We start from the raw sequence: 20,156 nt of genomic DNA, 5'->3' as shown, positions 1-20,156 counted from the left end.
TTACTAGCATGGATGCTACAGTTAAAAATCAAGAAACTTCTCCAAAATATGAACTTACTAATGAAACGCGTGTGTTTAATAATCAAACTCTTTATCGCATTCGTGCTTTAAGAGATTTTGATGATGTTAAAGCTGGTCAATTGGGCGGCTTTATTAAAGATGAGAGTGATCTGTCTCATAAAGGCAATTGCTGGGTTTATGATGATGCTATGGTTATCCAAGCAAGCGTTTCCGAAAATGCCAAAATACGCAATAATGCTTGTGTTGTGAATTATGCTAAGGTTTATGGTAATGCTGTGATTAGTGATAAGGCATGGGTTTTGAGTGATAAGGCACATGTTTATGACAATGCAGTCATTAATGGAAATGCAAAAATTGGTGGCTATGTTTTTGGCAATGCCGTTGTGAGTGATAATGCCGTTATTACTGAGGGGGCTCTTATTTACGATAATGCCCGTGTATATGAAAATGCTCATGTGAGTGGGCTTGTGTTTAATGATGCCCATGTCTACGGTAAATCACGCCTTGCTGCGTGGTCAAAAGCTTATGGCAATGCTCATGTTTTTGATAAAGCTATAGTTTATGATGGTAGCAATATTTATGACAATGCCAAGGTTTCTGGCTCGGCGCGTGTTGGTCCCTGTGCAAAAATTCACGATAATGCTCATGTGAGTGGCAAGGCACAAATTTGCCAATTTACAACGATTTATGGCAATGCTGTGCTTAAAGAAAATAAGAAATTTTCTGAAGATGTCTGGGGTGATGATCAGGATATAAATAAAGCAGCGTAAATAAATAACGGCGCGGGGGGCGGCTTTGTAGCAAAAAAGCCGCGTCAAAATGAATTGATACGGCTTTTTAAATCAAAACAACTAGCGATCCAAATAAACGATTAAAATAACCAATCAGAATATAAGAGAACATCTCTTTATTGCACAAAACGTATCAAAATGCAAGCTGTTAAGTAAAATAAAAATGGGATTCATTCTTTAGATTCAGTGTGTTATAATAAATTTCGTTTGTGATTACACATCATAATGTGTTATACCACCATCAGTTGTGAGTTCGTTTTGTTCTAAGTACTATTTTCCATTAAAGGACAGAAAGCAAATGCTAAATAAAGTGATGTTAATTGGCTATTTAGGTGCTGATCCAGAAAGCAAAACAATGAACTCTGGCACCGAGGTGGTCAATTTTCGTATAGCAACCTCCGAAAGCTATACAGATAAGGCAACCAATAAGAAAGTAGACAAAACCGAATGGCATTCCATTGTGGTTTTTAATCCACATTTGGCAAAAATAGTACTCCAATATCTCCATAAAGGAAGCAAAGTCTATATTGAAGGGCAGCTCCAAACCCGTAAATGGCAAGATAAAAACGGTATTGATCGGTATGTAACAGAGGTCATTTTACCTAAATACAAAGGCGAGTTAAAGCTTTTAGATGGCAAAAATGATGATGATCAAAAGCAATCATCACCTTATGACAGAAGCTTTCATAGACCTCTTGATACGCCTACAAACGCTTTAAATGATGGGATTCCTTTTTGAGGTGATGTGAGAATGAAATTAGGAGAATGGCTTATATATCATAATATTATGATGCAAAATCAGATGTTGTTATTAAATCATAATGATGTCCCTGTGACTATTTTTGAGTTTGCTATAGCCATTGTAATTGCGGTGGCATTGGCTGTATTCTTTATTTTGCTTCTTGAGAAGAAAATAAAGGAAAGCATACTAACCATAATTATAGGTCTCTCTTTATCCGTATGGTTATTTAGTTTGAATAATGTACCAAGTTCAACAAATTGCTAATTTCTTTCTTGAAAAGGGACATGAGGAGGATATCCCAATTTCTCCTATGAAGCTCATAAAACTGGTGTATCTTGCGTATGGATGGATGTTAGCAGCTACAGGTAAGCGTCTCTTTCCCGATAGTATAGAAGCGTGGCCGTATGGTCCCGTGATTCCGGCTCTTTATCATGAATTTAAAGATTGGGGCAGGCGTTTTATCGATTGTTATTCGCGTATGGTGGATTTAGAGACAGGAGAGATTTTTATCCCTAAAATTCATAAAAATTCAACTGATGAATATACCTTTAAATTATTAGAGATTGTTTGGAATGCATATAAAAATTTTTCAGCTTTTCACCTATGTAATGAAGATCATAAGGACAGAACGCCATGGGAGAAAGTATATAATGGGCGGTTTGGTGTGAAGTTAAAAGACCATGACATCAGAAAATACTTCACAAAAAAAATTAACAGATGTTCACAAAAAGCAAGGAAAATAGCATAGAGGGCATAAGTGAAAAAAAACAAAAAGAGGGGACGCCCTAAAATAGCAGGGCAGGTAAGAGAGCCAAATGGTCGTATAACACGTGCAAAAGCACCACGTGAATCTGTTGATAAATTGGCAATAGAGATACGTGCAAAACGCTTTGGTTTAACGCTACAAGAGGCAAAAAATCCGCTCTCTAGTACTTACATAGGGCGGCTTTGTTTACAAGGCGTGCTTACACAAGAGCAATATGACGCCGCCCAGCAATATCTACAGATAAGAAACGATTACCTTTGTGCAAAAGGCTTGCCTAATGCGATTTATGACGAAATGCCGTCATCTTCAGATGATAAGGCAAGAGATAAATGGGTAGCATTTGCAACAGAGCAGTTTATAAACACGCAAGAGGCACTAAAAGAAGCACAATGCCTCTATAGACAGTATAATCTTCATGCTGCGCTACAGTACCTCGTGATAGAAGATCAAATGTTACCACATCTTGTGAATTCATTACGCGTTACTCTTAATGTGCTTTATAAGTACTTTTCATTAGACAATTTTCCAAATAAACTTGATCAACGCTATCGTTAGTATTAACCCCAATATTGCTCCAATTATTCCCAAAATCACTCTCAAACTTTCTTTTATACCTATACCGATTAAAACTAATAACCCTAAAATTATTATCCCTATTGTTATATTCCACATAAAAAGTGCAATTATACCACCAATGAAACCACAAATTAGAAGTGGTATTCCACAAGTTATTAAAGCTATGTCTTTAATGTTATCTTGTAGACCATCTTCACGTATTGTTTTTATCATTATACATGACATGATAAAACTCACGGCAGATATAGCTAGCAATAGAGCAGCCACTTTTTCTTGTAGATCATTTCCTATAAGGTTAGAATTAAATATTATAAGTGTAGGAATCCATGGAACAAACGTTGGTAAAAATAGTACAGTGCAGTATGCAACTATTTCTTTCCCTTTTTTTCCTGCTTTTTTAATGGCATGTATTGCATTGAATAGCATTAATAAAAACAATGCTATCAAAACTCCAATAAAGCATAAATTTTCTATAATCATTATCTTCTCTTTTTTGACGATCCACTGTTTAGAACACTGCTTAACCGATTCCCTTTGAATATATCAATATGTGTTATTTTTATGTTGACAAAGTGTAGCAAATCGTATTTAATGACATTGCTGTACTTAGGCGTATTGTGTCTAGAGAGGGAAATGTACAGTCGAAAATCCCCGCAAATGCGGGGTTTTTTATTATCTGGAGGGCGTATTTTATGACATCAGAAAATACAGAGCAGGCTCCACAACCCATTAAAAAGCGTATACCCCCAAAGGCAGGGCAAGGGCGTGTCAAAGGCGTTCCGAATAAGATGACGCGCATTTTGAAAGAAGCAGTGGTTAAGGCTGCTGAGAATGCTGGGAATAAAATTGGCAAGGATGGTTTGATCTCTTATTTGGAAAAACAAGCTATGGAATGCCCCGCTGCTTATTTGGCATTGCTTGGTAAGGTGTTGCCTTTGCAAGTGACAGGGGAAGATGGCGGAGCCATTAAGATGATAACGCGTGTAGAAATCGCGCCTTTAGTGAATGACGACAAGACAAATTAATATTGTTCCAAAGCTTATACCGATATTTACAGGTAAGGCTTTGGTACGAGCGGCTTGGGGAGGGAGAGGGTCTGGGAAGACAAGATCATTTGCCTTGATGGCTGCTTTAAAAGGCTATCAATTTGGCATGGGAGGAATATCAGGCACTATCCTTTGTGCACGGCAGTTTCAAAATTCTTTGGCAGAAAGTTCATTGGAGGAGATTAAACGCGCCATTGAAGCACATGACTTTTTAAAGGACTATTACAAGGTTGGAGAGTCGTCGATTAAGTCGATTGATGGTCGTATAGCCTTTCAGTTTTCTGGTCTTGACCGCAATATTGCCAGTATCAAGTCTATGGGGCGTATTTTGCTTTGTTGGGTTGATGAAGCAGAGCCCGTTACAGAGACAGCTTGGCAGACGCTTATACCGACTTTACGTGAAGAAGGAGAGGGATGGCGGGCAGAGTTATGGGTCACATGGAACCCGTTGCGAGAAAATGCCCCCGTTGAGAAGCGGTTTCGCTTTTCAGACAATGAGGCAATTAAGCGTGTGGAGATCAATTGGTCAGATAATCCGAAGTTTCCAAAGATCTTGAATGAAGCGCGGTTGGATGATCTTAACAATCGACCAGAGACCTATAAGCATATTTGGGAGGGGGCTTATCTTACCGCGGTTCAAGGTGCTTACTATCAGAAAGAGATGTTGGCAGCTGAGCAAGAGGGGAGAATAGGACGTGTTGCGCGCGACCCCTTGATGCAAATACGCGCCTTTTGGGACATTGGGGGAACAGGAGCCAAGGCAGATGCAACGGCGATATGGATAGCGCAATTTGTTGGACGAGAAATTAGAGTGCTCGATTATTACGAAGCGCAGGGACAACCATTATCGGAGCATATCGGTTGGTTGCGTCAAAATGGCTATGAGAAGGCATTGATGGTTCTCCCCCATGACGGTGCGACCAGAGATCGTGTGCACAATGTGAGTTTTGAGAGCGCTCTTAAACAGGCAGGCTTTCAAACAAAAGTTATCCCTAATCAGGGAGCAGGGGCTGTTAAGATACGTATAGAAACAGTCCGCCGTGTTTTGCCTTCTGTTTGGTTTAATGAGAAGACGACGGTAGCAGGACGTAAGGCACTGAACTGGTATCACGAGAAATGGGATGAGAAGCGCAATATTGGCTTGGGAGCAGAGCACGATTGGTCCAGTCATGGGGCAGATGCCTTTGGACTGATGTGTATTTCATACAAACCACCAAAAGAAATACAAAAGCGACCAGCTTATAGCGGCAGAACGGAATATGAGAGTACCTCATGGATGGCAGAATGATGCATGATGATGAACATTTAGAGAAAGACAGCAACGTATCTGATCTCTCTCATGAAGGTTTGTTTCGTAAGCTTGTGAGCTGGTACAAAGAAGATGTGGAGCATGTGAACAAATGGCGTGAACATGCACGGGAGGATTTTGGTTTTTACAATGGTGATCAATGGAATGAAGAAGATTTATCGGCGTTAAAAAAGCAACGCCGCCCCGTTATGACCTTTAATCGTATTGCCCCATTGGTCAATGCCGTTGTGGGGTCAGAGCGTAATAACAAGCGCGAAGTGCAGTTTATTCCACGTCAAGTAGGTAAGGCATTGCCTAGTGAATTGCTTACCGGTGCAGCGGAATGGTTTAGAGATACGGCGCATGCAGAATACGCTGATAGTGATGCCTTTCAGGATGCTGTCATTTGCGGTATGGGCTGGACAGATACGCGGCTTGATTATGAAAACAGCTTTGATGGTGAACCGGTTATTACGCGTTTAGATCCGTTAAAGATGGTTTGGGACAGTGCAGCGGTGCAACCGAACTTAACCGATGCGCAACGTTTGTGGTATGTAGACCGCAAGCCTTTGGAAGTAGCCAAGCAGATGTTTCCCAAAGCCCATTGGAGTGAATTGAGTGCAGATTGGGCTCGTGATGGGAGCTCTCATGAAGGTGCTCACCATAATGATCTTGATTATTACAGTGATGAGAAGGGCATTGATGTTGAAAACGGTCGTCGGATGGTCACGCTTGTTGAATGCCGTTGGTTTGAAAGCGAGCGATATTACAAGGCACCAGATTTAAGCACTGGAGAACTTCGTGATTATAGCGAGGAAGAATTTAAACAGCTTCAATGTATGATGCCGGATATTCAAGGGGCGGCTTTTAATAAGAAGGTTGTTAAGCGCGCTTTTTTAGGCAGGAAGGTTTTGCTATGCCCCGATCAACCTTTGGTTCCAGCTGGTCAATTGGGTTGGGAGTGTATAACGGGGTATTTTGACAAGATAGAACGGCAATTTTATGGGGTTGTACGTCCTACAAAAGATCCACAACGGTGGGCGAATAAATATTTTAGTCAAGTGATGTATATCCTTAATAGCCAATCCAAAGGGGGGCTTATTGTCGAGGAAGGGGCGTTTAAGGACATCAGGCAGGCTATGCAAGATTGGGCACGGGCTGATGCGTTGCTGGTTGCTGAAGATGGCGCCCTTGCACAAAGAAAGATCCAACCCAAACCCGTAGCAGAATTTCCAACGGGCTTTTTCCAGCTGTTTAATGAAGCTAAGGAAGCAATTAATCAGGTGACGGGTTTATCACCTGAGTTCATTGGCACAAGGGAAGTGACACAAGCTGGTATTTTGGAGGCACAACGACGCCAATCCAGTTTAAATCTGCTTGCTTGTCTGTTTGATGGTTTACGTTTGTATCGCAAGCGGCAAGGTAAGATTATTTTGCACCTTATACAGAATTACTTGTCCGATGGTCGTTTGGTACGGATATCTGGTGAAGAGAATGCGCAATATATTCCTTTGACGCGTGAAGAAGTAACGAGTGTTGAGTATGATATTGTCGTTGATGATGCGCCAACCAGCCCGAATGAGAAAGAGCGCACCTTCGGTATTATCACACAGCTGCTCCCATTGCTTCAAAATGCCATTACGCCGGATATTATGCTTGATCTACTTCGTTATTCTCCATTGCCGGCGTCATTGCTTAATCGTGTCAGTGAGAAGTTCCAACAGCAACAAATGGCACAACAACAGCAGATGGATCCCGAGCAGGAAATGAAGTTGCAGGAAAAGCAACAAGACTTAGAGACGAAAGCACAGATGCATCAGATGGATTTGCAACAAAAGCAGATTGATCTGTTTGTACATCAAGAGAGAGCAAAAACAGAAGCGGAACTGATGAAGCAACGCTATGAGATTGAACGGCAGAAGCTTCTCAATACTCAGGCACACAATCAGATCATGCGAGAGCGAATAGCATTACACAGAGGTATGCATAGTTGAGAGAGGTGAAAGAATGAATGCAGAAATGAATGAAGGTAGGAATGAAGATTACAGAGTTGGAGCACCGGTCTTTGATGATGAGAGCTCTTTTGATGCTGGCATTTATGATGGTGAAACGATTGATAATGATGATGTCACCTCTCCAGAGCCGGTTGCACAGCCCGTTGAAAAGCCTTCAGAGATTGTTCCTAGTATAGAACAGCAGCGTGCGGAGCAACAAGCCAAACAAGCCCGTGAAGAGCTTGTCAAGTTTTATGAACCACAATCCCAGACGCCAATGGTTGAAGGTGAAAGTGCGTCCCTAGATTTTACACGAGACCTTATTGGTTATATTGGTTGGATAGGAAAAAAGATTCGAGAGCAGGATGCGTATATTAGAGAGCAGAAAGAAGCGCTAAGACAAGCTGAGGAACAGCAGCAGCATGATATACGTCTTGGCCAGTTTTTCAACAGTTCTGTTAAGTCGTTTCAAAATAAATCCAGTGATTTTGGTGATGCGGCAAATTTTCTTTATGAGAAGCGTGCGAAGGAATTGAGTTCTTGGTCGTCACTTTATCCTGAGTATGCAGATCCAAACACAATTTCTGAGATCATAAGGAATGAATTGCGTACGATTGTAGCGACTTGTGCACAAAGAGACCTCAATCCTGCAGAAGAGATTTATAGAATAGCACAAAACCTTGGTTATCAGAACCAAGTAGTGCAAGCGAATAATCAAGTTGCAGAACTTCAAAGCCGTCAGAATTCTGCGAGAACCTTAACGGCGTCTGGAGGAGGGGGGAGTACAGGTCCACTTTCATGGGAAACGATGAACGCTATGACGGATAAAGAGTTTCAAGCATGGTACAGCAATCCAAAGAACCGAGTGCTTATACGCAAATTGAGTGGTGCGGATGATGAAGATTAAGTGAAAGACTTTTTAGAGAATAAGCCGCCTTTGGTGCGGGTTAGTACTCCGGCTTTAAGCCGGTTTTTTTTATAGCAAAGAAAGGTGAAATAAATGGCAACAACACATATAGGGATTAATGATCCCCATGCATTAAAAACATGGGCGAGAATTCTTGATGCGGAGGTCTCCAAAGCAACTCCTATTGCTCCTTTGATGGGGCAGGATTCCAATAGCATTATTCAGGTGAAAACAGAGACGCAAAAAGGCAAAGGGGATTGTGTAACATTTAGTCTGCGCGCTCAGTTATCAGGACGTGGTGTGAGTGAGGGCGAAACGCTTGAAGGCAATGAAGAAGCACTCCAATTCCTTCATGATAAACTGTATATCAATGAACTTTATCATGGAACAAGAATTGCCAATGAAGGCACTATTGATAATCAGCGCACATTGTTTAATTTGCGCGAAGAAGCCAAAAATAGTTTATCAGATTGGTATGCGGACCGTTTGAGTTTGATGTTTTTCGTTCACGCTTGCGGTTATACCGCTAACAGGCTCAATTTTGAGGGAGAATTGGTTGATCTTGATCCTCTTTTTTGGGGCTTTAATGCACCGTTAGCTCCAAGCAATAAGCGCATTGTGCGACCAGAAGCAAAAACCAAGGATGAAGATCTTACAGAAAAAGCCAAACACAGCTTTAATCTTAAATTGATAGATGAAGCGGTTCAGTGCGCCAAGCTAGCGAATCCTAAAATTAGACCGGTTCGTGTGAATGGCGAGAGTGTTTATGTGTTGTATTTGCATCCCATTCAGGTGACGCAATTGCGCACTAATACAGAAACGGGTCAATGGCTTGATATTCAGAAAGCCGCTTATACCGGTTCGCGTTCCAAAAACCCAATCTTTGATGGTTCTCTAGGCATGTATAATGGTGTGATTTTACGTGAATCAGAGCATGTCACCAATGGTGTTAAATCCACGGATAGTACACGTCTTGCAGGTGTGCGCCGTGCTGTTTTGCTTGGAGCGCAAAGTGTCGTTATGGCATTTGGTAAGAGTTACGGTAAGACCCGCTATAAAATCGAAGAAGAAACCTTCGACTACAAACGCGAATACGGTTTTGGAGTGCATACAATTATGGGCATGAAGAAAACGCGTTTCCAAATGCCTGGAAGAGCACAAGGAGCCCAAGATTTTGGAACGATAGTTATCCCCACCTACAGCGGTGAAGTTGAGTGATGAGGAAAGGAAATAGGACATGGTAGATGGCGTAACAGGACACTTACACGGCAGAGATCTTCATACACATCAGGTCAGTTTTTTGCGTTTGAATATCTCGCATAAAGATAAGCATTTGACACGCAAAATCGGGACTTTACCGCGTGGTGCAATGATCCTTTCGATTAAAGCGTTTGTGAAGACAGCGTTTTCGGATGCGAAATTAAAGATAGGCAGCACCTATGGGGGTAATGAGTTTAGTGAAAAGGACATCAAAGCCCAAGGTACGCAAGATTTTACATCAACCAACCAAAAAGAGTTTGTTCCAGAAGATCAAGAGTTTACGCTTTATGCAACACGGGATAAAACAACCGCGGCTGGTGAGTGTGTTGTGGTCGTGCAATTCGTGACCAATCGTTGAGAGGTATAGGGGAAGGCTTAATTCCCCTCACGATTTATGGAATAGATTGTACAGAGAGTTGCAGATTAAGGGCAGATAAGACAGCGACTAAGGTAGAAAGTTTAGGGTCACCTGTTTTGCTTAAAGAGCGGTATAATCCACTGCGTTCGCGATTGGTTTCTTTTGCTAAGGCACTCATATTTTGAGCACGTGCAACAATACCAAGGGCATCCGCTATATGAGCAGCATCACCGGTTTTAAAGGCTTCATTAAGAAATGCTTGTTGTACTTCAATGTCTTCAAGATATTCTTCTGGTTTAAATGGGGTTATTTTCATCACTGTACTCCTCTTTTAACTTTAATGCTTGTTCAATATCTTTTTTCTGCGTTGATTTATCTCCACCACATAACAAAAGGATAAAATCAGAGCCTTTTTGGGTAAAATAAATTCGGTAACCAGCACCATAGTGGATACGTAATTCACCAATGCCATTAAAGAATTTAACATCACCTAAAAGACCTTGTCTTAACTGTACAACACGTTGAAGAATAATAGCTTTAACGCCTTTATCGTTGAGTTTTTTAAGCCAAGTATCAAATTCTGTAGTTTTATGAATGGTTATCATTAGTGTACTATAGTGCACATGATATGTAATGTCAAGTTAGTTTCATTTTGTATTTCACTGAAAGGTGTTTTTATGTCACGTCACTATATCACGATAAGGACGGGAGGGCCGATACAGGATAGCCAAGATGTTTTTCGACACAGAGGAACATTAGCACACCTTGTATCGGTAATTCAGAATGAGATTGATGACATAGCGGATGAGTATGTTCATCAAATCCAAGAAAGTATTTTTGCAGCCATTCGTTTTTGTGAGAGGGAAACCTTTTACTTTAATGAAAGCCGTGATGTTGTGTTTATGACACGGGCGGGGCAAGGGGCTTATGATGCAACCGATACCCGCCATATTGAAACGGCTGTCAAAATCAAAACAGTCTTTCTTAACTCAGGGAATAATAAGTTTGAATTAGAGCGGAGAAGCCATCTTTCTTTAGAGCCTTCGTTGGTTTCAGGGCAGCAAGGAACGCCGGTTTGTTATAGCTATTTTGATAGGCAATTACATCTTTATCCCACACCGGATAGAGCCTATCAGGTTCAACTTATTCTCTCACCGATGCGTTTGGAAGAACTTGAGAATGTGCATCAGGAACATCCATGGTTTGTACATGCCTTTGATTTGATTAAGGCGCGTGCAAAATACGAACTTTACAAGAATATTCTGAAAGATCCTGATTGTGCGACGGCAGCTTATAATGACTTTAACGAACAGTTGCATGAATTGCGTGCAGAGACGTCTCAACGTTATAACGTGACCAGAATAATACCAACGGATTTTTAGCATGGTTTATTTTCCCATTGCCGATTATCGACCTGATGTTGCAACTGTAAACAGTCAGTTTACTGATACACTGGTCAATGTATTGCCGGCGGACGGTTCTTATATCCCAATGCCTAGTGCAACGGTTATTTCTGCTCCTTTGGAAGAGAGTCCTTTAGGTTCCATAGCCTTTAGAACGGGCAATGGTGTCAAGATTATCGTAGGTGGTGCAAAAAAGCTTTACAGTTACGATAGTCAAACGCGTGGTTGGCAAGACATCAGTCAAAATGGTGTGACGTATCAGGCAAATGATGAGAACAAATGGTCGTTCGCTTTGTTTGGTCAAAGAATTATTGCGGTAAATAAAAATGATAAACCACAAGTTTTTAATACCCATAGTTCTGAACGATTTGAAGATTTAGGAGGCAATCCGCCGAAAGCAGGTTTGGTGAAGGTTTGGGGACCTTTTGTTTGCCTGATGCAGCTAACAGATCATCCTAATCGCATTCATTGGTCTGGTTTGGAAGATGCTACTCATTGGACAGTTAAGCAGAAAGATTGCGATTTTCAAGATTTTCCGGATGGAGAATATGTTCAAGGGGCAACGGAATCCACCAATCCCCTCATTTTTATGCGTTCTGCTATTTATGCTGGAACCTTTGTTGCGGGTTCTAAGATTGTGTTTACGTTTCAAAAGATACAAGACAAGCGAGGAGCCCGTAGTGCAGCCTCTATAGCATGTCGAGGGAGTGACGCTTTTTTTGCAGGTGATGGTGGTTTTTATCAAATGAGTTTGGAAGGTCAACTTTTACCGATAGGTTTTGAAAAGGTTGACCGAACGGTATTTTCGACGTTTGATAAGCTTGCTCTTGATGAGATGCAAGGGATGATAGACCCTGTCTATAATCGCGTTTACTGGTCTTTGAAGAGTGGCAATAACAAACAAACCACCTTTGTTTATGATTGGGGCTTGCAGAAATGGTCGACCGTTCAAGGAGAACTTTTTACGTTCTTTCCAGTATTCACGGCAGGCTATACTTTGGAACAATTAGATGAGATTTCGACCAATCTTGAGAGCTTACCGGCTTCTCTTGACAGTTCCATTTGGCAAAGTGGCGCTCCAATGCTTGGTGCTTTTGATAAGGAAAACAGACTTGTTGTATTTACAGGAGCGCCGATGGAGGCAACTCTTGTTTCGCAAGAGATGGGTGCACCGGATGGGAGCTTTAGTTTTTTCACCAAGATGTTTGCAGAGGTTGATACGTTAAAAGGGCTTTTAAGCATAGGGGAACGGAGAGTTCGTAGTAATGACACACCGATTATATGGCACAAGGAGAGGATATGTTCCTTTGTGACGGGTGCTTATCACGGTCGTTCACGTAATCGTTATCACCGCTTTAAATTGCGTATTCCTGAAGGTGTTACGTGGAAACACATCACTGGCTTTAACGTGGATTTACGGTCACTAGGCAGAGGCTAATGGCAAAAGTCTTTTTGACCAGTTCTTGGGATATGGAGCGTATAGCGCCTTATCTTGAAGAAATCATTGCATCTTTTAATGAGTATGTAGAGCGTTTTAAACATGAAATTACGTTGCAGGAACTGATTGAAGCCATTTGCACGGGCAAGAAACAGTTATGGCTTGTTTTGGATGATGAAGAGCGATTTTTAGCGGTAGTCACGACCCAGATACAACAGACAGTTTTAGGAAAGAAGCGCGCGCTCATTTGTGAATGTAGTGGCAAGGGTGTTCTTGATCAAGTTGACAATTTGCAAGTTGCAGAGGATTGGGCGCGTGAGAATGGCGCTTCTGAAATGGAGATCTTGGGTCGTTTGGGTTGGAAACGTGCATTGGACAAGCAAGGTTACAGCATAGATATGCTTTATTACAGGAAGGAATTGTGAAATGGGGAGCAAGACACCATCAACAACAGAACAAAAGCAGGTACAGACAAGCGCCCCTCCTGCTTGGATGGAGAATGTATTTAAGCGTGGGGGTAGGGATGCGTATCAAATGTATGACACAGGGATTGGGGGTAATGTGTATGGGGGACCTCGTATTGCCCCGTTAAGTGATCAAACGCGCTATGGCATTAGTGGTCTTGGCAGTATTCCTCATCATTATCAAAATCGCTCTTTGATGAATACAATCTACAATCCAACGTCGGCAGCCATGAATCTTAGACATATGGCTTCTGGTGGTATGGTTGGACAGAATCCGTCTTTTAATGCCGCCCTTCAAAATAGCTTAGACCGTGTAAGAGATACGATTAACAGTTCTTTTGCTGGTGCGGGTCGTTATGGGTCCGGTGCACATGCAGGTGTATTGGCAAATGAACTTGGTGCTTTGTCCACAAGTGCTATGGCAGATCAATATAATCGTGATGCGGACCGCATGATGCAAGCGAATTCACTGATAGACCAAGCCAATCAAAATCAGTTGGGAGCGGCGAATAATTTCTTACAGGGTTATGGCAATGCCTATTCCAATGCCATACAGGGGGGAGGTGTGCTTGATAATTACAATCAGAGAGTTGTTGATGCCAATCGCGAACGTTGGCTGGAGCAAGACAATAGCGGTTGGAACAGACTGAACATGTTGATGAATGCTGGTCATGGTTTTGCAAGAAATTACGGTACGACGACGAATAATATGACAGGTACAATGATGCAAGGCAACAATCCTTGGAAGAACGCTATAGGGATTTTAGCTAGTCTTAGTCAATTGGGTTCAAATTATGTAGGAAAATAAGCGAGATAAGAGAGATAGTTATGGAAAACAATAGTGATAATATTTTCTCAAGACTTCTTAAGTCTATATATGCAATGGACCCATTGACGTCACGTATACTTATGCAAAATCAACGCATGGCACGAGAAGACGCGAAACAACAAGAAAATAATTTTTCTTATTTAATCCCTTCTTCGTCTATAGCTACATTTGGTTCGCAACCAAATATACATGGCTTAGCTAAAAATATTCCCCCTTTACCAGATGTAAGTTCGTCTTTGAGACCAGCAGGATTTAAACCGGATGTACCATCTTCAGTACCTTCTTTACCTATAGCGACTTTTGGTTCACAACAAAATCCTCTAGGTTTCGGTAAAGATATAGAGCCATTGCCTAATGCAATTTCGGATTTGGCATCATTGCAACCAAAGCAGGCTCAGTTACCAGAACCTATTTCAACGGTAGAACCACAAAAGTCTGTACAGGCACAAGAGGGTGTCGTTCCTAACCAAACGGCTGGTTCTCAACAGAGCTTTTGGGATCATCTACGGAGTCCAGAGTTTTTACAAAGATTAGCGGATTATGGGATTGGTTATGCCTTATCAGATGGGACGATAGCACAAAGTTTAGCGAGTGGAGCTATGAATCTTCGTCGCGGTGATATGGAAAGAGAACAGAGGAAGCAAGTTAACCAAACAATCGAGTATCTAAAGTCTAAAGGCTACAGTGAAGAAGAAGCGCGGTTTATGGCTGGGAATAAAGATGCGTTGAATGCTTTTCTATTACAAAAAGCGAACGGCGGTTATGATGCTAAATCTAAAGAAGAATTGGACCGCCTACGAGAAACGATAGAGCTTAAAAATAGAGAAACTATCAGTAATAATACACTCCATGACATTGAACGTTTTATGAATTATATAGAAGAAAATGGTGAATGGGCTACAGGTAATGCGGCTAGTATACAAGCTCAGTTGGGTGTTCCTCAACACCGTGATATGAGTTCACTGCTTGATTCCATTAAAAATCGTATAGGTATTGATCGTTTAGAAACGATGAGACAGTATTCGCGTAATGGCGCCTCAGGTTTTGGGAATCTCACAGAAAGAGAGCTTGATATCTTAAAGAGCTATTTAGGAGAGATAAAGTACAACTTGGGTCATAAAGAGCTCTTGTTTAGATTGAAAAAAATCCATGAGATTTTGGGTAAGATGAAATCAGACGTATTGTCTTTGTTAGAAAACCGTCACGTTGCATTAACGAAAGAGAATGTTGATAAGGTTACATCACAGCAGCATTCTAAAGCTCCACAGCAAGGACGTAATGATTTGCCACTTGTTACCAGCAAAGAAGAGGAAGATGCATTGCCTTCCGGTGCACGCTTTATTGGTGAAGATGGAAAGATAAGGGTTAAAGGGGCTTAAAATGGCATATATTCCTTATTCTCGCATTGTTGATGATGTATCCGATAATGATGGTACGTCTTCGGTGAAGAACAGTCGTGGTAATCAAGGAAAAAAAACAACGGGTTATATTCCTTATTCCCCTCTTGTTGATGATGATACGGCTTCATTTAATACAAAATTTACAGCAGATAATTTTTCATTTGATGATAAAGATCTTACGTGGTTGGATGCGGTTATGAGACATAGCGCATCTGGTGCAACGGCAGGTTATTTTGACGAAATGAAAGCAGTACGTGAAGCAGGTGTGAGGGATTATTGGAGCGGCGATAAAAAGGCAGAAGAGGTTTATAACAGAAGAGTAGCCAAAGAACGTGCTTACCAAAAAGCTTTGGAAGAGAAACATCCATGGTGGTCTTCTGGTGCTTATATTGCTGGTTCGATTTTACCAACAATAGCATCATTGTGGATCCCTGCTTTAAATTTTTTGCGAGCAGGTTCGACTTTAGGAGGTTTAGGTAGGGGAGCTCTTGTTGGGGCAGGCTCTGGAGCTTTACATGGTTCTGGTGCTGGAGAAGGTTACAATGATACGGTGAATTCGGCGTTAGCTGGTGGTGTTGGTGGGGCAGTTTTGACACCAGCTGCTAGTTTAGCAGGTGCGGGGGTTTCTAAGTTAGGTGGTTTACTTGTAAATGCTTTAAAATCACCTCCACTTGTAAGGAATTATTTTAATCCCGCTCATAAAGAGGTTTCCAATAAGGCTTTGCGAGAAGTTGCCAAGCAACTTTACGATAATAAACCCCAAAAAATTACCGAACGTCTTAGCTCAGAACCTCACGAAGTATTCTTGACAGATATTAATGAAAAACTACGACAGACTTTGTGGAATGCGTCTAAAACAAATGAAGATGTTTATCATCTTTTGAAACAAGCGCATGAGAAAAGATTAGGCGGTTCTGTTCAACGTCTTGATGATATGATGGAGCAGACAATTGTTCCATACCAGCATAGCGATACTTTAAGCAGGACGCTTAAACAGCAAGGGAAAGAAGCGCATGATCATCTTTATGAACAAGCAAGGCAAACGCCGATAGGACGAGAGTATTATCCGGCTCTTAATAAACTTTTTGAAAATAAAGGGTTTCAAAAAGCTCTTAAAGAAGCTGTCAATACTTTAGAGGAACACCCTCTCAGTATAAATCCTAGAAGGTTTTATGATAGAAGATTTAGCAGTATAACCTATAAACCTACGATAGAGTTATTAGATCAAACTAAGCAGTCTCTTGATGATTTAATCGAAAAAAGTAAGAAACATGGCGATAACCAAAAGATTTTAGGATACGAAGTCCTCAAACAAAATTTGGTAAAAATAATGGACGAAATCTCTCCTACGTACAAAGCAGCACGCGGTAGTGCAGCAAAATTCAAAAACTTTGCAGATAGCTTTGAGGAAGGTAGACAAGCTCTTGGAACAAAGCTTGAAAAGAGTTTTGAAAGGAATGCAGTTCAGGAAAATCTTTCTAAAGGGAACTGGACAAAACAAAATAATACCTATCAGATGGGTATGAGAGATGCATTAGATGATTTACTCAGAAAAAATGATGACCCTATTAATGAATTTTCTAAACTTTTAAAACAAAATCTTGCATCTGAGAATCTTAAAAGGATGATAGGACCGGAACGGTTTTCTACTTTTAAAAAGGCAGTAGATCAGGAGCAATTCTATTCTGATGCAGCAAAAGAGGGTTTTAGCAAATTTGAAGGCATTCCTAAGATTTCTCTTTTTGACGGAATTAATTTTTCAAATTTTTTGCATTGGCCAACTGAATCTCTAAAATTAGCACGCAATGTATTTTTTCATCCGAATGCCCCAGAGGCGGTACGAGCAAGACAAGAGCTAGAGCGCGGTATAGCGAAGTTGGCAACTTTTGGCGTTAAAGGAATGGAGCGCAATGAAATTGCCAAATTGATTCAAAGTGCTTTGAAGTGGCATAAAGCCGGTGTGGTAACTGATGAAGGCTTGAAGATTGTTTCTAGGGCTATAGCAAAAGGGTTAGGTCCTAGTGCTTCAATAGAGTATGCGAAATGACCCGTTATAGTCCTTCTGTTAATCAAGCGATACGGCAAACAGCAGCGCGTTATGGTTTGCCAGAGAGTTATTTGTACCGTGTTGCGCAAGTTGAAAGTGGAGGGAATCCAAATGCAAGGAATCCACGCTCTTCTGCTGGTGGTTTGTATCAATTTATCGATAGCACCGCCAAACAATATGGCTTGCGGGATAGGTTTGATCCCATGCAAGCGGCAGATGCCATGGGGCGGTTGACACTTGATAATCGCAACCATTTAAGCCGTCTGTTGGGAAGAGCACCTAGTGAAGCAGAATTGTATTTAGCGCATCAACAAGGGGCAGGAGGAGCCGCGCGGCTTCTTCAAAATCCCCATGCGAATGCGGCACAAATTGTTGGCAGCAATGCGGTTGGTTTGAATGGTGGAAACAACGCTATGCGCGCCGGTGATTTTGTTACCCGTGTGTTGCAGATGTATGGTGGGCAACAGGCAAGGAGCCCATCTCCTGTTGCTTATGGTCATCCTATAGCACAGGGAAAATTTGGCAATAGAGAGAACTTTCTCGAGGTTTTAAGAGCCTTACTTTCATCAGAGCAAGAGGCATCAGAAGAAGCTGATGAGAGATCTGATGATAATCCTTTGATGACGCAATTCATGCGTGCGTTTTACGGACCGTTTTACAAGATTTAGGATTCATAAGAGATGTCAACGATTTATGATTGGTCGCTTAGGGCGTCGGAGAACACGCGCGCCGATGATTTGGTTGATTGGTCAGAGGGACAGCGCCCAAGCACGATCAATAACAGTGCACGTGCAATGATGCAGCGTGTAAGAGAGTATTTATCGGATACGGGCGGTGCGATAGAAAGTACGTTTACGGTTAATCACAGCCAACAAACAACATCGATTAGGCTCCAAACCAAATCACAATTTTTGGAGTACAAGAATGGTATAGTTTTGCGCTTTAAAGCAAAAGGCAAGAATGTTGGAGGAACCACGGTAGCGCTCAATAGTCTCTCAACTAAACCTGTTTACAAGGCATCAGGAATAGGCGTTCCGATTTTGTTAGAGGGAGGAGAGCTTCAAAACGGATGCATTTATACTTTAGTGTACGATGAAGAGATCTCTGGTTGGCAGTTGCTTAATCCTACTCCTACACAGTCGCAATTAGGTTTGTCAGGTTCTCCTTATCCGTCAGGTTTTATAGGGACGTTTGCGATGCAGGCGTTGCCTAGTGGTTGGTTGCTATGTGATGGGAGTCCTTATTCGCGGAGCCTTTATAGTAATTTGTTTTCGGCGATAGGGACGATATGGGGGAGTGGTGATGGCTTTAGAACATTCAATGTTCCTGATTTACGGGGGATGTTTTTACGAGGCTTTGATGGAGGACGTAATGTTGACACGGGACGCATTTTTGCGAGTGTACAGCATGATTTAATTCAATCTCATCAACACGATGGTCATAGGATATCAGTTTCACAGATGGCTGAGGATGAGGCACGTTATTGGCATGGTGATGCAACAGCTTTATGGGGGCGAGCGCTTGACGATGATCAGAAATCGAGAGTGAGTGCAATTACTGGAGTAAAAGAAGAAGATATTGTGACTTATGATACTTTTGCTACGCCTCTTGAGCAACCTCATACCCAACATCTTACGTCGTTAACGGATAGAAAGAGTGAAACGCGTCCGATCAATGTGAGTGTTGTTTTTGCGATAAAAACATGAGGTGATGATGTCGGACATTTATGATTGGTCATTGACGGCATCAGAGAATGCAGGTGCGGATGATTTGATTAATTGGTCAGAGGGACAGGCGCCTCATACAGTGAATAACAGTGCACGTGTAATGATGCAAAGGATAAGAGAGTATTTATCGGATAGGGGAGGAGTGATTAAAAGTATTGTTTTTGTTAACTTTGAGCGCCAACAGACAGAAATTCGCTTACAAGGGCAATGGCATTTTTCTACTTATAGGAATGATTTAGTTTTGCGTTTTAAGTCGAATGGTTGGAATATTGGCGCGACGACGGTTTCTCTCAATGGTCAACAAAGTAAAGCGGTTTACAAGGCGACAGAAACAGGCATTTCGCCTCTTATTGGTGGTGAGATACAAAACGGGCACATCTATACGTTGGTGTATGATGAAGAGATTTCAGGATGGCAGCTTCTTAATCCTACGATAAGAGAAAAGAGTCCCTTTACGCATTTACCTACTGGTTTTATAGGGATGTTTGCAATGGAAACATTGCCGGATGGTTGGCTTTTGTGTGATGGGCAAGCCTATTCACGGAGTCTGTATCGCGATTTGTTTGCAATGATAGGCACAATATGGGGCAGCGGGGACGATGAAACGACGTTTAATGTTCCTGATTTACGGGGCATGTTTTTGCGTGGCTTTGATTATTCAGGTTTTGTTGAAGGTGAACGAAGTTTTGCAAGCACACAAGAGTGTTCTTTGAGAGATCATGAACATGGTCTTGGTGTTGTTTCTCCAGCAGAAATCTCCTCTAGGAGTAGGCGTGATCTCTCTTCTGTTAATAATCCGCTTAAGAGGAGTAAGAGGAGTATTATTGATGAGGAATGTTTGGGTTTGAGTGGCGATGCCTTAAAGATGTGTAATATGGAATTTGACAAAATTACACAACCGCAAGTCATCCCCTCTGTTATAAACACGCACCACCGATTTTTCCTCAGATATGGACACGCTATTAGGGTTTATACGATTCCCAAACGTGCAGGAGAAGATTTGGGCGATCATGATCATACTATCATGATGGATAGTTTTGGAGGTGAGGAAACGCGTCCGATCAATGTGAGTGTTGTTTATGGGATAAAGACATGAGGA

Annotated in this window: 23 protein-coding genes; 20 read left to right on the top strand and 3 right to left on the bottom strand. The window is 41.6% G+C overall.

Translation table 11 applies throughout. The annotated features are described in order from the left end of the window. The first annotated feature begins 8 nt into the window (after positions 1 to 8). The 5 genes from ACKC4Y_RS05040 to ACKC4Y_RS05020 all read left to right on the top strand — a co-directional run bounded on the left by ACKC4Y_RS05040 (position 9) and on the right by ACKC4Y_RS05020 (position 2,875). Complete coding sequence (locus ACKC4Y_RS05040) at positions 9 to 791, top strand: hypothetical protein (RefSeq protein ID WP_409362150.1); 783 nt, start codon at positions 9 to 11, stop codon at positions 789 to 791. A 319-nt stretch (positions 792 to 1,110) separates the two neighbouring features. Then, positions 1,111 to 1,551, top strand: a complete 441-nt coding sequence (gene ssb / locus ACKC4Y_RS05035) for a single-stranded DNA-binding protein (RefSeq protein ID WP_409360732.1) — start codon at positions 1,111 to 1,113, stop codon at positions 1,549 to 1,551. Positions 1,552 to 1,563: 12 nt separating this feature from the next. Beyond that, on the top strand, positions 1,564 to 1,818 hold the full coding sequence (locus ACKC4Y_RS05030) for a hypothetical protein (protein ID WP_409360731.1): 255 nt from the start codon (positions 1,564 to 1,566) through the stop codon (positions 1,816 to 1,818). Continuing rightward, the gene (locus ACKC4Y_RS05025; protein ID WP_409360730.1) at positions 1,793 to 2,302 is read left to right on the top strand and encodes a Panacea domain-containing protein; all 510 of its coding nucleotides are present in this window, start codon (positions 1,793 to 1,795) and stop codon (positions 2,300 to 2,302) included. The genes ACKC4Y_RS05030 and ACKC4Y_RS05025 overlap by 26 nt, the downstream gene beginning before the upstream one ends. A gap of 9 nt (positions 2,303 to 2,311) precedes the next feature. After that, positions 2,312 to 2,875 carry a hypothetical protein gene (locus tag ACKC4Y_RS05020; protein ID WP_409360729.1) on the top strand — a complete coding sequence of 188 codons (564 nt, stop codon included), beginning with the start codon at positions 2,312 to 2,314 and terminating at the stop codon, positions 2,873 to 2,875. On the opposite strand, the gene ACKC4Y_RS05015 is transcribed toward ACKC4Y_RS05020, so the two are convergent. After that, the gene (locus ACKC4Y_RS05015; RefSeq protein WP_409360728.1) at positions 2,834 to 3,376 is read right to left on the bottom strand and encodes a hypothetical protein; all 543 of its coding nucleotides are present in this window, start codon (positions 3,374 to 3,376) and stop codon (positions 2,834 to 2,836) included. The genes ACKC4Y_RS05020 and ACKC4Y_RS05015 overlap by 42 nt on opposite strands. Before the next feature lie 212 nt (positions 3,377 to 3,588). On the opposite strand from ACKC4Y_RS05015, the gene ACKC4Y_RS05010 reads away from it, so the two are divergent. The 6 genes from ACKC4Y_RS05010 (at position 3,589) to ACKC4Y_RS04985 (ending at position 9,749) form a co-directional block, all read left to right on the top strand. Then, positions 3,589 to 3,921 (top strand): hypothetical protein, encoded by a 333-nt coding sequence (locus tag ACKC4Y_RS05010; protein ID WP_409360727.1) that lies wholly within the window; start codon positions 3,589 to 3,591, stop codon positions 3,919 to 3,921. Next, a complete protein-coding gene (locus ACKC4Y_RS05005; protein WP_409360726.1) occupies positions 3,902 to 5,230 on the top strand; it encodes a PBSX family phage terminase large subunit in 1,329 nt (442 codons plus the stop codon). The genes ACKC4Y_RS05010 and ACKC4Y_RS05005 overlap by 20 nt, the downstream gene beginning before the upstream one ends. Next, a complete protein-coding gene (locus ACKC4Y_RS05000; RefSeq protein WP_409360725.1) occupies positions 5,215 to 7,224 on the top strand; it encodes a portal protein in 2,010 nt (669 codons plus the stop codon). The genes ACKC4Y_RS05005 and ACKC4Y_RS05000 overlap by 16 nt, the downstream gene beginning before the upstream one ends. A 13-nt stretch (positions 7,225 to 7,237) precedes the next feature. Then, positions 7,238 to 8,131 (top strand): hypothetical protein, encoded by an 894-nt coding sequence (locus ACKC4Y_RS04995; protein ID WP_409360724.1) that lies wholly within the window; start codon positions 7,238 to 7,240, stop codon positions 8,129 to 8,131. 93 nt (positions 8,132 to 8,224) lie between these two features. Beyond that, complete coding sequence (locus ACKC4Y_RS04990; protein ID WP_114648094.1) at positions 8,225 to 9,349, top strand: N4-gp56 family major capsid protein; 1,125 nt, start codon at positions 8,225 to 8,227, stop codon at positions 9,347 to 9,349. Between the two features lie 19 nt (positions 9,350 to 9,368). After that, entirely contained in the window at positions 9,369 to 9,749 is a 381-nt protein-coding gene (locus ACKC4Y_RS04985) for a hypothetical protein (RefSeq protein ID WP_409360723.1), read from the top strand. A 34-nt stretch (positions 9,750 to 9,783) separates the two neighbouring features. On the opposite strand, the gene ACKC4Y_RS04980 is transcribed toward ACKC4Y_RS04985, so the two are convergent. Both ACKC4Y_RS04980 and ACKC4Y_RS04975 read right to left on the bottom strand, forming a co-directional pair. Then, on the bottom strand, positions 9,784 to 10,065 hold the full coding sequence (locus tag ACKC4Y_RS04980) for an addiction module antidote protein (RefSeq protein WP_409360722.1): 282 nt from the start codon (positions 10,063 to 10,065) through the stop codon (positions 9,784 to 9,786). Then, on the bottom strand, positions 10,046 to 10,354 hold the full coding sequence (locus ACKC4Y_RS04975) for a type II toxin-antitoxin system RelE/ParE family toxin (protein WP_409360721.1): 309 nt from the start codon (positions 10,352 to 10,354) through the stop codon (positions 10,046 to 10,048). The genes ACKC4Y_RS04980 and ACKC4Y_RS04975 overlap by 20 nt, the downstream gene beginning before the upstream one ends. A 72-nt stretch (positions 10,355 to 10,426) precedes the next feature. On the opposite strand from ACKC4Y_RS04975, the gene ACKC4Y_RS04970 reads away from it, so the two are divergent. The 9 genes from ACKC4Y_RS04970 (at position 10,427) to ACKC4Y_RS04930 (ending at position 20,153) form a co-directional block, all read left to right on the top strand. Beyond that, positions 10,427 to 11,131, top strand: coding sequence for a phage adaptor protein (locus tag ACKC4Y_RS04970; protein ID WP_409360720.1), 705 nt, complete (start codon positions 10,427 to 10,429; stop codon positions 11,129 to 11,131). Position 11,132: 1 nt separating this feature from the next. Beyond that, on the top strand, positions 11,133 to 12,590 hold the full coding sequence (locus ACKC4Y_RS04965; protein ID WP_409360719.1) for a hypothetical protein: 1,458 nt from the start codon (positions 11,133 to 11,135) through the stop codon (positions 12,588 to 12,590). Continuing rightward, positions 12,590 to 13,015: a hypothetical protein gene (locus ACKC4Y_RS04960; protein WP_208434752.1), complete on the top strand. Its 426-nt coding sequence runs from the start codon at positions 12,590 to 12,592 to the stop codon at positions 13,013 to 13,015. The genes ACKC4Y_RS04965 and ACKC4Y_RS04960 overlap by 1 nt, the downstream gene beginning before the upstream one ends. A gap of 1 nt (position 13,016) precedes the next feature. Next, positions 13,017 to 13,862, top strand: a complete 846-nt coding sequence (locus tag ACKC4Y_RS04955) for a hypothetical protein (RefSeq protein WP_409360718.1) — start codon at positions 13,017 to 13,019, stop codon at positions 13,860 to 13,862. 83 nt (positions 13,863 to 13,945) lie between these two features. Beyond that, positions 13,946 to 15,262, top strand: a complete 1,317-nt coding sequence (locus ACKC4Y_RS04950; protein ID WP_447582409.1) for a hypothetical protein — start codon at positions 13,946 to 13,948, stop codon at positions 15,260 to 15,262. Position 15,263: 1 nt separating this feature from the next. Further along, positions 15,264 to 17,330 carry a glycine zipper family protein gene (locus ACKC4Y_RS04945; RefSeq protein ID WP_409360716.1) on the top strand — a complete coding sequence of 689 codons (2,067 nt, stop codon included), beginning with the start codon at positions 15,264 to 15,266 and terminating at the stop codon, positions 17,328 to 17,330. After that, positions 17,327 to 17,998: a transglycosylase SLT domain-containing protein gene (locus tag ACKC4Y_RS04940; protein WP_409360715.1), complete on the top strand. Its 672-nt coding sequence runs from the start codon at positions 17,327 to 17,329 to the stop codon at positions 17,996 to 17,998. The genes ACKC4Y_RS04945 and ACKC4Y_RS04940 overlap by 4 nt, the downstream gene beginning before the upstream one ends. A 12-nt stretch (positions 17,999 to 18,010) precedes the next feature. Beyond that, positions 18,011 to 19,036, top strand: coding sequence for a phage tail protein (locus ACKC4Y_RS04935; protein WP_409360714.1), 1,026 nt, complete (start codon positions 18,011 to 18,013; stop codon positions 19,034 to 19,036). A 7-nt stretch (positions 19,037 to 19,043) separates the two neighbouring features. Further along, a complete protein-coding gene (locus ACKC4Y_RS04930; RefSeq protein ID WP_409362149.1) occupies positions 19,044 to 20,153 on the top strand; it encodes a phage tail protein in 1,110 nt (369 codons plus the stop codon). The last annotated feature ends 3 nt before the right edge of the window (positions 20,154 to 20,156 follow it).

The organism is Bartonella heixiaziensis (genome assembly GCF_046245125.2).
In the GTDB taxonomy this organism is placed as follows: domain Bacteria; phylum Pseudomonadota; class Alphaproteobacteria; order Rhizobiales; family Rhizobiaceae; genus Bartonella; species Bartonella heixiaziensis.
Note: the sequence above shows the minus strand (reverse complement) of the source record. Positions and strands in the feature narration are given on the sequence as shown.